We start from the raw sequence: 13,232 nt of genomic DNA, 5'->3' as shown, positions 1-13,232 counted from the left end.
TTAAATCAGTTATTATATTAGTTTAAGTCCCAGAATATAAGTGAACTAAACTTATTTATATTGCCTGGTACATTAGATGGATTTAGATTAAATTCTTCCTGTGGATACAATATCCTTGTTGGCAACTTGTCTGCATGTGTAGAGATCGACTGTCTTGAAGCAAAAGTTGCAATTGGGTCTAAGGAACCATTTACAATAGTAGGATAGGTGGTGCGTCTAAATTCATTAAATGCCTCGTCATTGGCAATTTGGTTCAGGGCAATGTATTTCTGGGTAATAATGGCTTCAATCTTCTGTTCCCTGCTTATGGCCAATGCAAAATTAACCAATGGACTAGTGCTGTTGTCAGATAGATAGGTATTTACATCCGCCGTTACATTTTTAGAAGGATCTACCGTATTGTTTACATCCTTGTATAGGTAGGTAAACGATTGAGTAATGCCATTTTTAAACGCAGCTGCTGCATCGCCACTTAGGTAGCCATAAGTATAAGCTTCAGCCTGTAAAAAATAACTCTCTGCAGCCAGTAATACTGGTGTGCCTTGTGTTGGACCTTTAGACACGCCTAATACATTGGTGGCATTGGTGCCGGTGTTAAAAGCAGAGCCTGCTGCGGCTGCGGCTGGTACCCCTGCCGACTCATCACCCAATTGATTGATGATGGTTGAAGGAAATCCTCTGTAGATTACTTTTGCCCTGCCCGGGTCGATTAATTTAGCACCTGTATACCAGCTGTACATCCATTTGGTTGGGATATTGCTCGGGCTTACTACTGCACCATTGCTGGCAAAACCTAATGAACTATAAACAGGGTTAGGTCTAACTGTTTTTTCATAGCCTGGGTTAACTATAGCATCTGTACTTAAAAAACCAATGGTTGTAGTATTCATGCTGCTCATTGTAGTTGTAGCATAAGTTTTAAGATCCGGTACTCCTGCCATTTTGATCAGCATGCGTAGTTTAACTGTATTTGCAAATTTTTTCCAAAGGTCCATATCGCCTTTAAACATAGGGTCTGCACCGGCAGTTAGTTTATTGGTTACATTAGAGGCTTGCGCAGTGGTAATGTCTGCCATGGCCTTATCCAATTCGGCAATACATGCTTTATAAACATCTGGACCCTTATCATATTTCGGTGTTACGACACCGCTACCTGCTTTTAAGGCATCAGAATAAGGTACATCATTGTACTGATTTACCAAACGTTCAAAATCAAACGATTTCATGATTCTTGCCACAGCAGTAGAAAAAGCAAGTTTTGGATCGCCACTGGTCTCTGTGATTACGTATTGGAAATCGTTAGCATTGTCGTAAGTGCCAGACCACAAGCCAGCACCAGTGCCAGTACCAAAATCGTAGGTAACAAAGGCGCCAAAGGCACCATAGCCACCTGCATTTGCTACAGCGCCAGAAAAGGCATTGAAAGATTGGCTAAATGCATTACTGAGCCCAGCCGCCGAAACAATGGCCTGGGGCAAGATCAGTGATGGAGTAGCTTCTGTTAAGCTATTTGGGTTTGTATTTACATCTAAGAACTTTTTGCAAGAACTGGCCGCAACTATGGCCATGCTTAGCGCTAGATATTGATATATTTTTTTCATCTTATTTATACTTATAAGGTTAATGATAATGTCATGCCATAGAATCTTCCTGGAGGCGTTTGACTTAAAGTGGTAACACCAACTGCATTGCTGTCAGATCCAGCGTTGCTATACTCTGGGTCGGTGTAGATGTTGGTTTTAGGCGCCCATTGGAACAAGTTACGTCCCTGTATGCTGATGCTGGCCCCTTTAACAAATCTGATGTTTCTTAACACAGATTTTGGTAATTGGTATGCCAAAGAAAGCTCACGCATTTTCCAAAATGCAGCTGAATAGGTGTAATTGGTACCCACACCAAGATTTGTTGGTCCGTTACCCCAAAAATCTACCCCTCCTGTTCTAGTGGTAATGTTGGTGTTTTCAACATAAGTGTTGGTAGCAGGGTCTAAGTAAGAAGAATTAGGCACCACAAAACGTTCTCTGTTAAAATAGGTAGTTCTAATGCCTGCTCCAGAGAAGTCGAAACCAGTACTCACATTACTTAAAATTACATTTCCGGTACGGTACTCGAATACTGTGGCTAAGCGGAAGCCTTTATAGCTAGCACTTAAATCTACACCTAAACGATGGGTAGGTTCAGTAATGCCTACATTGCCACTTACAGTAGTTGCACTTGGCATACCTGTAGTGCGATCAACAATTACACGCCCTTGCGGATCTTTGTTATAAGTGGTGGTTCTTAACATTGGGAAAGGCAAGCCTTGTTCTGCAACAACGCCAGCGCCAATACTGATAAAACTTTGGTCTGAGCTAATGGAAACAACCTTGTTTTGTGTCCATGTAAAGTTGGCGCCAAGGCTTACTTCTAATCCCGATTGTGTACGAATTGGAATTAACCTAACGGTACTCTCCACACCCTTATTCTGCACATCGCCTGTATTGGTTAAAAAGGTGGTAAAACCTGTAGCACTTGGAATATTTACACCAATAACCTGATCGGTTGTGCTTGTTTTGTACACCGTAACACCAGCAATAACCCTAGATTTTAACATTTCTATATCAAAACCTGCTTCAATACCTTTGGTTAACTCTGGTTTAATTGATGGGGCAACTACAGTGCCGCCAATGCCATATCCAGGTATGCCAGCGTATGGATAACCGCCTTGTTGCCCAAATGTAGGTGTTAGTGCGTAGGGGCTTAGATTTACAAAACCAACCTTAGATACACCACCCCTTAACTTTAAAATTTGGATAACTTTAGAATGCTTCAAAAATTCTAAAGCATCGGAAGCAATAAAAGAGATGTCGGCTGCGGGATAGAATAATGATCTATTTTCTTTAGTGAGCACCGAATGCCAATCGTTTCTGCCGGTTACGTGTAAGAAAAGGTAATTTTTATAACCTAAACGAGCATCGGCATATACGCCTAGCTGTCTTCTTCTAGAAATAGACTCAGTACCAGAAGTATTGCCTGTGGTATTGCTCACATTGTATAGTCCTGGTACTACCATTACAGACGAAGATGCACCTACGTTTTTTGTCCAGTTGTCACGCAAGCTTGTGCCGGCCACAACATTCAATGAAAGATTATGACCCAAATTTTTATTAAATAAAGCCTGGAATTCTGGTGTCAATTGGGTGTCAACCAATTCCGAATCAGAGATGCTACCTGTTCTATTGGCAAAGCCTGAGGTAATACTTAGCCTGTAATCAGAATAGGTATATTTATCAGACCAGCTTTTTGTTGCTGCATTTCTATTGGTCATGTTTACACGTAACAATAAAGACAAAGGTTGGATAGGAGAGAACCTAAATTCTAAGTTGCCATTTAAGTAATTGTTCTTTGTTAAGGTTCTGGCATTTCCTAAAGTAAAGTAAGGGTTGTCAAAATACTCATTGTAATAACCATCAGGGGTCGAGTATTTGTCATTTTTCCAGTCACTATACCTGGTTAGCGGAATTTGTCCAGGAGACATTAACACATTTTGAAAAGCAGTGCCTGAATTTCCTCTATCGTAATTGTTTTGGATATAATTGGCGTTAAAGGCAAAACTGAACTTTTTGCTCAATTGCCTTTTTCCATTTAAACGAATAGAAAATCGGTTGTATTTATCGCCCGGTACAGTACCTGTTTGGTTAAAATATTGGCTAGAAAAATAATACGAACCTAAATCATCACCAGAAGAAAGGCTGAAATCTGATTGACTGGCTGCACCAGTTTCCCAAAAGTTATCCTTCCCTTCGGTTTTGTTGTACGAATAAGGTACCATCTGTATGGACCCATCAGAAATTGGTTTGCCAATTGGTTTGATGGAGCCATCAAAGGCAGGTCCATATTGTTGGTTTTCAAAAGGGGTATATGTAGGGACATCGTCTGGGCTGGTACCAGAACCGTATTTTTTTTGTAATTGCGGTAAGTATGAAACTGTTTCTATTGCAGTTGTCTGTTGTAAAGTGATGGATGTTACACCTCTTTTTCCGGTCTTGGTAGTAACGATCAATGCACCATTTGATGCTTCAGAACCATAAAGGGCAGCAGCTCCTGCTCCATTTAACACTTCAATGTTGTCAATATCTTCTGGGTTTAGGTTGCCCAGCATGGCAGTAGGTACAATTGAATTGTCAACTACCAATAAGGCTTGGTTATTGCCTAATAAGGAGCGGTTGCCACGTAGTACCAAACGAACGCTTGGATTAACACCAGAACTTACTGCATTAACCTGTAAGCCGGCAACTTTACCTGTGAGTGCACTGGCAACGTTAAAAGCTTTGGCTTGAGTTAACTCTTGCGATTTAATGGTAGTAGCTTGGTTACCCTGTTGCCGACGTTTGATGCTTACACCACCAGCAGTGATCACTACTTCATCAAGATTTGTAGCAGCATCGGGTTCAAGCTTTGCATTTACAACACGGTTATTGCCAATGGTTAATTCTTTAGTGATAAACCCTAGATAAGTAATTACCAATGTTTTTCCGTTAGTTGGCACTCTTAACGAAAATTTTCCATCTGGGCCAGTGGCTACAACGAGGGTAGGCACTTCTTTCACTCTTACGGATGCACCTGGAATGGGCAAGCCGTCTTCACTTGATGTTACAGAACCTGTTATTGTCCGTTCTTGAGCAGAAACTACAATAGTTACAGCACACCAAATGAATAAACTTAGTACAAGTTTTTTCATGGATTAATAAATTTTAGAATTGGTTAATAATATAGTTTTGTAATAAAAATATTGTTTGCGATAGCGCTATTGAATAGAGAGTTGATGGGAAGGCTAAAACTTGTTGTAAACAAGGTGATACTTTATTTGTGCCATTTAAGAAAGGGATGCTTTTGAGCAACAGCACATTGGTGAAGTTGATTGATGAAGTTGTGATTGAAATTTAACACTCACCTTATATTTTGAAACAGAATAAAGCAATAGCTTTCAATTACGCAAAATTTAAAGAATGTTGAATAGAATAGGGTTCTTGCGAAATACAAGTGGCTGAAACAAAAAAAAACCTCTTCACGTATTGTGAAGAGGTTTTGTACCCCCAATAGGATTCGAACCTATGACCTACGGTTTAGAAAACCGGTGCTCTATCCAGCTGAGCTATGGAGGCAACTCAAATAAAAAAGATAGGATACCTGTTTTTATTTCGTTTGCAAAGATATAATTTCAAAAGGATAATTTGATAAAATTTTAAAAAATATTGCTTTATGGTATGATAGTGCCTGTTAACCAATTTGATAGCGCGTAAAAAACGGTTAAACTAAAGGTGTTTGCATCATATTAATTTAAGTTAAAGGGGGGGGGGAAGTTTAATCGATAGCTTAATCAATAAACCTTTTGATATCTGAACTTGTCCATTTTGTTCAAAAGAGTTTACGCTTTGGTGTTGCCACTTGTTTTGTTTTTGTTTACGGTTGTATTTTCATTTTTTCTGCTGGTAGCATTTCTTTACGCTAGTCTCACACAGGAACAGGTAGTGTTTGAAAATTATTTGACAAAAAAGAAATTTCATTTGACTGATTGAATCGAATGGATTTGTCGAATTTATTCGATTTAAATAGCTTGATATTTAATGATATCTTAACGTGGAGTAAATGATTCCACAATACGGGGATATAATTCTACAATATGTGTAAATAATTTCTCATAAGCTTGTCATACCAATATATGTCATTATAGTGTTGAAAAATATTTTTTTAAAACATTTTTATAGTTAAAATGTTAATAATTAGTTGGTTTGTTATAAAATTTAGCTAATTTTGTCGGTGTTAAAGAAAAATATTTTTTTAAAAAAGTTGAAAATTATAAAATAATTACACTAGATTAGATTTGTGGCACGCAATAAATGAAAGATTGAAAATCATTTATAACAGACAAGCAAGATACTCACCCTTAAAATTCAAATATGAAAAACAATTACACCTTTTCGTCTAGACGAAAAACCTATTTAAAAAGTACTGCACTGTTTTTCTTAACTTTTGTAAGCACAATGGTTTTTCAACAGGCCAATGCTCAGTCAACTTATAAGATAGAAGGAGACTCTCAGATTAAAGTAGCTGTTGATTCTATTAAAAATAACTTTACGGCAGTGGGTAGTACCAATGCCATTAATGCAGAAGGAAATTTTATCATTAAAGATGGTTCATTAGATCATATCAGCTCATTTAAGTTGAAGATGCCAATGGTCAATTCAAATATGTCTCCATCAGAAACCTTAACAAATGATAGTATTGGTTTTGAGTTAACCCATGTAATGGTTTTACCTACCATGAGATTGATCCATATTGTTGGAATGCTTGATGTTGGTGGTGTAAGCAGTAGAACGGAACTTGATTTTAGTTTTACAGTTAACGAAGACCAAACGATTTCACTTTTCGGAACAAAATCAATCAAACTGAAAGATTATAACAAAGATTCTAAATTCAGCTCTGCAGTTTTAAAAGACAATGCAGAAGTTAAATTGGATATGAACTTGTTGTTCAAAAATAATCAACTGAATTTGGCAGTTGTAAGTCCAGAACCAGAAAAGAAATAATATATAGGGTATTTGATATCCTATTGATATAAAGAAATTAAGATCTACCTATGATTTTAATCCGGTGGAATTAGAAGGGTTGTTATTTAGTGATCTCAATTGGGGTGTCTTGAAAAACAATCTTTCTAAATTCTATCATATCGCTATTGGATAATCCAATGCAGCCATTTGTCCAATCCTTCTTTTTCTTGATTCCTTTAGAAGTACCATGCACCATGATATTGCTCCCTGGGGTTAATCCTTTGCTTTTAGCACGGTCAATGTCTTGTTGGTTGGGATAAGAGATATGGAAAGAATGAAAAACAGGAGTTTCCCATCTTTGCCAATCTAAAGTATAAACACCCTCTGGTGTTTTGCCATCACCCTCGTATTGTTTTTGTCCTACCGGATTTGGTCCTAGTGCAATAGCAAATGTTTTAATGGTTTTTCCATCCTTTTGCAGATACATTTTTCTTTCACTTTTAACCACCAGCACTTTATTGACCATGTTTTTAAGCTCAAAAAATGCTTCTGACTTTTTGATCGCCTCTTCGTATGGAAGATTACCCTGGCCTTTTACATTAGCAAAGTACCCGGACATTCTTACTTTTGCATTTCTGATAATCTTCAGGTAATCTAAAGTTTTGCCAGTAGTGTCTGTTAGCTTTTTATAGTCAATATATTTGTCTAGGTCGCTTTGATATACATTTATTTTAAGTACAGTATCTGCAAAAAGTACTTTATCGGTTTGGGCATTGGAACAAGAAGAAAACCCAATGCCAAATAAAAAGCAGAAAATATATTTGTTCATAAAGTGGAATTAGATCTCTTCGTTGAGTTTTAATAAGAAATCTTTTAACTTTTCTAAAGAAGCAATTACCTTTTGGTTTTCTTTAACTTCACTATTGTTGTTTTTTAAATGTTCTTTTGCGCCTTTTAGGGTGAAGCCTTTGTCGTCTACCAGGTGAAAAATAATCTTCAAGTTTTCGATGTCTTCTGGGGTGAAAAGTCGGTTTCCTTTTTTGTTTTTCTTAGGTTGAAGTACGTCAAATTCTTTTTCGTAAAACCTGATTTGTGAAGCATTTACGCCAAACATTTCGGTAACCTCGCCCATTGTATAATACATTTTATTAATTTCTCTTTCCTTGTATGGCATGTTCTGATCTGATTATGAATTGTTTGTAGGTTTTACTTAAAGTATTCAAATGTAAAGGGATTTTAGTAGAATACCGCAATAAAATTTTAATTTTGTTCTCTTAATTTTCCAAAAGAATGACAGCAAAAGAAATTAGACAGACCTATTTAGATTTTTTTAAAAGTAAACAACATCATATTGTAGCATCAGCGCCTATTGTGGTTAAAAATGACCCAACGCTCATGTTCACCAATGCAGGGATGAACCAATTTAAAGATCTGTTTTTAGGAGAAGCTGCCATTAAGTACGCCCGTGTTGCCGATACCCAACGTTGTTTGCGTGTGTCGGGTAAACATAACGACTTAGAAGAAGTGGGTATTGATACCTATCACCATACCATGTTCGAAATGTTGGGCAACTGGAGTTTTGGCGATTACTTTAAAAAAGAAGCCATTGCTTGGAGCTGGGAGTTATTAACAGAAGTATATCAAATTCCTAAAGACCAATTGTACGTTTCTATTTTTGAAGGAGACGAAAAGGAAGGTTTACCAAGAGATACTGAAGCTTTTGAACTTTGGAAACAATTTGTGCCAGAAGACCGCATTATTTTAGGTAATAAAAAAGATAATTTTTGGGAAATGGGCGATACCGGACCTTGTGGACCTTGCTCAGAAATCCATGTAGATTGTCGCCCTTTGGCAGAAAGAAATGCCATCAGTGGAAAAGACTTGGTTAATGCAGACCATCCTCAGGTAATTGAGATCTGGAACAATGTATTTATGCAGTTCAATAGGGTTAAAGATGGTTCACTCAAACCTTTACCAGCGCAACATGTAGATACAGGAATGGGTTTTGAGCGTTTGGTACGTGTTTTACAGGGTAAAACCTCAAATTACGATAGCGATGTTTTCCAACCTTTAATTCAGTTTATTGCAGAAAAATCTGGTTTTGAATACAGCAGCAGTGCTGAACCTGGAGAGCAGGGATGGAATGAAGCTGTAGCCATGCGTGTAATGGCTGATCATATCAGGGCCATCTCTTTTGTAATTGCCGATGGGCAGTTGCCTTCAAACAATAAAGCAGGTTATGTGATCCGTCGTATTTTACGTAGGGCTGTACGTTATGCCTATACCTTCTTAAATTTAAAAGAACCTTTCTTAAACCAATTGGTGCCTGTTTTGGCCGATCAGTTTAAAGGTGTTTTTGATGAGCTGTACCTACAGAAAGAATTTGTACAAAAGGTAGTATTGGAAGAAGAGGTTTCGTTTTTAAGAACTTTAGCTACAGGGATACAACGTTTTGAGAAATATGAGACTACAAGTTCAATTGATGGAAATTTCGCTTTTGAATTGTATGATACTTTCGGTTTTCCGATAGACTTAACAGAGTTGATGGCTCGTGAAAAAGGGTGGACGGTAGATATGGATGGTTTTAATTTGGCCCTTGCCGAACAAAAGAACCGTTCTCGTGCTGCAACAGCAATTGATACTGGAGATTGGGTAATTGTAAACGAAGATAATGATACCGAATTTGTTGGTTATGATGATTTTGAAGTAGAAACTGAGATTTTAAAATACCGCAAGGTAAGTGCAAAAGGTAAAGAGCAATACCAAATTGTATTGCGTCAAACTCCTTTTTATGCAGAAAGCGGTGGTCAAGTTGGTGATACTGGTCGTTTAGAAGACCATAGCCGTCAGTTTTGGGTAGAAATTACAGATACCAAAAAAGAAAATGGCGTAATTGTTCATTACACTGATACTTTACCTACAGATGTAGATGGTAAGTTTTGGGCTGTAATTGATGAGGATAGAAGAGTGCTAACAGAGGATAACCATTCGGCAACTCACTTATTACATGCTGCTTTGAAAAAGGTATTGGGTACGCATGTCAATCAAAAAGGAAGTTTGGTAAATGCAGATAACTTACGTTTTGACTTTTCGCACTTTGCCAAGATAAGTGAAGAGGATCTTGCTGAAATAGAACACATCGTTAATCAAAAAATCAGAGAGAATATCCACTTAAAAGAACAACGCAATGTGCCTTATGAAGAAGCAATTAGCTCTGGTGTAACCGCGTTATTTGGTGAGAAATATGGAGATTTTGTTCGTGTAATTACTTTCGATGATCATTTCTCTAAAGAGCTGTGTGGAGGTACCCATGTTAAAGCCACCGGACAGATCGGTTATTTCAAGATTGTTTCTGAAAGTGCAGTGGCAGCTGGCGTTCGTCGTATTGAGGCTATCACAGCAGCTAAGGCAGAACAATTTATTGTCAATCAGAGTAAAGAGCTCAATCAGTTAAAGGCTTTATTAAAGGGTAACCAGAACATCAGTGCAGCTGTACAAACTTTGATTGAAGAAAATACACGTCTTAAAAAAGAAGTAGAGAAAAGTATTTTAGCCAAAGCAGGCGATATGAAACAAGATATTGCGGCCACAGCAACCAATATCAATGGGGTTAATTTTATTGCTGCTCATGTAGATCTTCCAAATGCCGAGGCCGTTAAAAATCTGGCCTTTGAAGTTAAAGCTTTGGTGCCAGATCTATATTTGGTGTTTACTACTTTAATTGATGATAAACCAGGTATCACAGTGATGATTGCTGAAGATAAGGTAAGTGAGCAGTTAAATGCTGCCAAAATTGTACGCGAACTAGGTAAAGAAATTCAAGGTGGTGGTGGTGGACAAGCATTTTATGCTACTGCAGGTGGTAAAAATGCCGATGGTTTAGCCCAAGTATTGGTTAAGGCAAAAGACTTTTTAAAATAAAACGATGCATGCTGTTGCATTTTTCCTATTTTAATCGTTTTGTTAAAATAAACCAAGTATAACCAAAACTAAGAAATGAAGAAACTATTACTTTGTAGCCTATTGATGGGTGCTACATTGCTGGCGTCTGCACAAACAGATAGCTTGTCTAAAAGCATCCAAAAAAGATCCGAAGCCATTGGGCATGGTGGAAATAACGAGATCAAAATCAATTTGTTGATGACCGTTATTGGCATACCTGAAATTACTTATGAACGTTTGATAGGCGATAACATGGGTTTAGGGATTAGCGGAAGCGTTGCCCTAGAAGATAATGTGGATTATCGATTCGCCGTTACCCCGCATTACCGTCTCTATTTTGGAACTAAAAAGGCCAATGGTTTTTTTATTGAAGGAAATATGGCATTAATTGGTACCAGAGAGAATATTTATTTTGTGTCTGAAAGCTCCTATTATAGTGGCGGATTTTACGGCAGAAGTGGTAAAACGCATACCAATTTTGGCCTAGGAGCTGCTGCAGGTGCTAAGTTTTTAACGCGTAATGGTTTTTTAGGCGAAGCTTATTTAGGTGTTGGACGTATAATGGGCGAAAGAAGATATATTAGAGAGTACCCACGGATTGGAATTACCATTGGTAAAAGATTTTAAAATAAAAAGGCTTCCAATTGGAAGCCTTTTTTGTTAGTGTCTATCACGGTCACGACCTCTTCTATTGTCGTGTTTATCTCGTTTTGAATAATAGTGTTTGTCTCTGCCTCTTACCTCATAACGTCTGTCTATCCTCGAATAATTGGTTTGATAAACGTGGTGCTCTAAGTAAGGTCTTGGTCTATTAATTACAATTTTTCTACCTTGGTAAAGATCATAGTTACGGTATCTATTGGGTAACGATTTACGGTGTACCCATCTGTTTCTATCTAAGTAAACAAAGCGCCTTGTAGGTACATGGTAATAACTCTGTACCTCTGGTAGGTAATAATAGTCTACATAATCGTAACCCCTAGGACCCCATTGTGGTTGCGAACCGATGTTAATGCTTACGCTAACTTGAGCTTTTGCGGGTTGGTAGCTAGCTGCTGCAATTCCGAGCGCAGCTAAAAGGATGAACTTTTTCATAGTAATTTAATTTTGTGTGTACTTCATTAAATCCAATTCTGTGCCACAAGCATATTGTTACCCTTAGTGCAATAGATTTGATACATAATTCTTTATCTTTGGCTAGTCTTAAATGACCCTTTTAACAGATATTACCCATTAATGAGTACAAAAACTGCAACTGAAAATGTTACATTCGAACTGGTTTCTGGTTTAGAAATACATGTACAGTTAAATACACAGTCAAAAATATTTTCTTCAGATAGTGCAGCTTTTGGTGCAGGACCAAATGAACACATTTCTGCAGTATCATTGGCTTTGCCCGGTGCTTTGCCCAAACTCAATAAAGAAGTAGTGGCAAAGGCCATCAGAATTGGTTTGGCCTTAAACTGCGAAATCAATCAGCATAATTTTTTCGATCGTAAAAACTATTTTTATGCTGACCTGCCAAAAGGTTATCAGATTACACAAGACAATAGTCCTATCTGCAAAAATGGTTACCTCAATGTTACCTTGGCCAATGGCGAAGAAAAAAGGATTGGAATCAATAGAATCCATTTAGAAGAAGACGCCGGTAAAAGCTTACACGATCAAGATCCAAAATATTCTTATGTAGATTTAAATAGGGCTGGAGTTCCATTGATTGAAATTGTAACAGAACCAGATATCCGCAATGCAGAAGAAGCATCGGCATTGTTAACAGAAATTAGACAATTGGTACGTCATTTAAATGTGAGCGATGGCAATATGGAAGAAGGTTCATTGCGTTGTGATGCCAATATCTCTATTCGCGAAAAGGGAACCACAGCATTTGGAACACGTTGTGAGGTTAAAAATCTGAACTCCATTCGCAATGTACGAAGAGCCATGGAATTTGAATTTAACCGTCAGGTTGAAGTCATAAATGAAGGTGGAAAGATCATTCAAAGTACACTAAATTTCGATGCAGATAAAGGCACTACTTCGCCCATGCGTACCAAAGAAGAAGCAAATGACTATCGTTATTTCCCAGATCCAGATTTACAACCAATTGCCATTAGCGACGAATGGTTGGCCGCAATCAGATCGGCCATGCCTGCACTACCCAAAGAACTGGCTAAACAACTGGTTGCCGAATTGGGCATTACCAATGCGGAGGCTAATCTTTTGGCAGAAGATACAGATCTGTATGTTTATTTTACAGCGGCCAAAACAAACATCAAGAACCCAAAAAGTTTAGTTAATTGGTTGCTCGGACCGATTAGGGCTTTATTAAATGAACAAAACAGCTCCATTGCTGTTTATCAGGTTAAGCCTGCCCAATTAGGTGCTGTAATTAACTTGGTTGACGATAAAAAAATAAGCCAGGCCATTGCTTTACAAAAACTGTTACCAGCTTTATTAACGTATGTTGATGTAGAAGTAGAAGCATTGGCATTACAACTGAATTTGCTGATTGTGGAGGACAATGAAGCATTAGATGGATTTATTGAAGAGGTATTGGCGAAATACCAAGCACAGGTACAAGCATACAGATCTGGCAAAAAAGGCGTTTTAGGTTTGTTTGTAGGCGAAGTGATGAAATTGGCCAAAGGAAAAGCAGATGCAAAAAAAATAAGTGATTTATTAATAGAGAAATTAAAATAGATGGTTTTGCCTGTGGTAACAGGATACCCAGACCATTAAAAACAAATAAATACAGATTAC

General features: G+C 37.7%; 9 protein-coding genes and 1 tRNA gene. 4 read left to right on the top strand and 6 right to left on the bottom strand.

What is annotated here, in order from left to right; translation table 11 throughout:
• Positions 1 to 17: 17 nt before the first annotated feature.
• The 3 genes from AQF98_RS10900 to AQF98_RS10890 form a co-directional block, all read right to left on the bottom strand.
• Complete coding sequence (locus AQF98_RS10900) at positions 18 to 1,601, bottom strand: SusD/RagB family nutrient-binding outer membrane lipoprotein (RefSeq protein WP_055131962.1); 1,584 nt, start codon at positions 1,599 to 1,601, stop codon at positions 18 to 20.
• A gap of 11 nt (positions 1,602 to 1,612) precedes the next feature.
• Positions 1,613 to 4,720, bottom strand: a complete 3,108-nt coding sequence (locus AQF98_RS10895; RefSeq protein WP_055131961.1) for a SusC/RagA family TonB-linked outer membrane protein — start codon at positions 4,718 to 4,720, stop codon at positions 1,613 to 1,615.
• 350 nt (positions 4,721 to 5,070) lie between these two features.
• Positions 5,071 to 5,144 (bottom strand) — tRNA-Arg (locus AQF98_RS10890).
• 795 nt (positions 5,145 to 5,939) lie between these two features.
• On the opposite strand from AQF98_RS10890, the gene AQF98_RS10885 reads away from it, so the two are divergent.
• On the top strand, positions 5,940 to 6,569 hold the full coding sequence (locus AQF98_RS10885) for a hypothetical protein (protein ID WP_055131960.1): 630 nt from the start codon (positions 5,940 to 5,942) through the stop codon (positions 6,567 to 6,569).
• Between the two features lie 82 nt (positions 6,570 to 6,651).
• Here the strand turns inward: AQF98_RS10885 and AQF98_RS22220 are convergent, their stop codons facing one another.
• Positions 6,652 to 7,359, bottom strand: coding sequence for a murein L,D-transpeptidase family protein (locus tag AQF98_RS22220; RefSeq protein WP_055131959.1), 708 nt, complete (start codon positions 7,357 to 7,359; stop codon positions 6,652 to 6,654).
• A 9-nt stretch (positions 7,360 to 7,368) separates the two neighbouring features.
• Entirely contained in the window at positions 7,369 to 7,704 is a 336-nt protein-coding gene (locus AQF98_RS10875; RefSeq protein WP_055131958.1) for a MerR family transcriptional regulator, read from the bottom strand.
• A gap of 116 nt (positions 7,705 to 7,820) precedes the next feature.
• Here AQF98_RS10875 and alaS point away from each other — a divergent pair, with 116 nt between their 5' ends.
• Complete coding sequence (gene alaS / locus AQF98_RS10870) at positions 7,821 to 10,451, top strand: alanine--tRNA ligase (protein WP_055131957.1); 2,631 nt, start codon at positions 7,821 to 7,823, stop codon at positions 10,449 to 10,451.
• 75 nt (positions 10,452 to 10,526) lie between these two features.
• The gene (locus AQF98_RS10865; protein WP_152969695.1) at positions 10,527 to 11,099 is read left to right on the top strand and encodes a hypothetical protein; all 573 of its coding nucleotides are present in this window, start codon (positions 10,527 to 10,529) and stop codon (positions 11,097 to 11,099) included.
• Between the two features lie 33 nt (positions 11,100 to 11,132).
• Here the strand turns inward: AQF98_RS10865 and AQF98_RS10860 are convergent, their stop codons facing one another.
• Positions 11,133 to 11,567, bottom strand: a complete 435-nt coding sequence (locus AQF98_RS10860) for a hypothetical protein (RefSeq protein WP_055131955.1) — start codon at positions 11,565 to 11,567, stop codon at positions 11,133 to 11,135.
• A 141-nt stretch (positions 11,568 to 11,708) separates the two neighbouring features.
• On the opposite strand from AQF98_RS10860, the gene gatB reads away from it, so the two are divergent.
• The gene (gene gatB / locus AQF98_RS10855) at positions 11,709 to 13,172 is read left to right on the top strand and encodes an Asp-tRNA(Asn)/Glu-tRNA(Gln) amidotransferase subunit GatB (RefSeq protein ID WP_055131954.1); all 1,464 of its coding nucleotides are present in this window, start codon (positions 11,709 to 11,711) and stop codon (positions 13,170 to 13,172) included.
• Positions 13,173 to 13,232: the final 60 nt, after the last annotated feature.

This window comes from Pedobacter sp. Hv1, assembly GCF_001412215.1.
Lineage (GTDB): Bacteria > Bacteroidota > Bacteroidia > Sphingobacteriales > Sphingobacteriaceae > Pedobacter.
Note: the sequence above shows the minus strand (reverse complement) of the source record. Positions and strands in the feature narration are given on the sequence as shown.

Bases quoted from the DNA above. Each gene is read 5' to 3' on its own strand.
- AQF98_RS10900 (WP_055131962.1), bottom strand. From the start codon at position 1,601: ATGAAAAAAATATATCAATATCTAGCGCTAAGCATGGCCATAGTTGCG.
- AQF98_RS10895 (WP_055131961.1), bottom strand. From the start codon at position 4,720: ATGAAAAAACTTGTACTAAGTTTATTCATTTGGTGTGCTGTAACTATT.
- AQF98_RS10885 (WP_055131960.1), top strand. From the start codon at position 5,940: ATGAAAAACAATTACACCTTTTCGTCTAGACGAAAAACCTATTTAAAA.
- AQF98_RS22220 (WP_055131959.1), bottom strand. From the start codon at position 7,359: ATGAACAAATATATTTTCTGCTTTTTATTTGGCATTGGGTTTTCTTCT.
- AQF98_RS10875 (WP_055131958.1), bottom strand. From the start codon at position 7,704: ATGCCATACAAGGAAAGAGAAATTAATAAAATGTATTATACAATGGGC.
- alaS (WP_055131957.1), top strand. From the start codon at position 7,821: ATGACAGCAAAAGAAATTAGACAGACCTATTTAGATTTTTTTAAAAGT.
- AQF98_RS10865 (WP_152969695.1), top strand. From the start codon at position 10,527: ATGAAGAAACTATTACTTTGTAGCCTATTGATGGGTGCTACATTGCTG.
- AQF98_RS10860 (WP_055131955.1), bottom strand. From the start codon at position 11,567: ATGAAAAAGTTCATCCTTTTAGCTGCGCTCGGAATTGCAGCAGCTAGC.
- gatB (WP_055131954.1), top strand. From the start codon at position 11,709: ATGAGTACAAAAACTGCAACTGAAAATGTTACATTCGAACTGGTTTCT.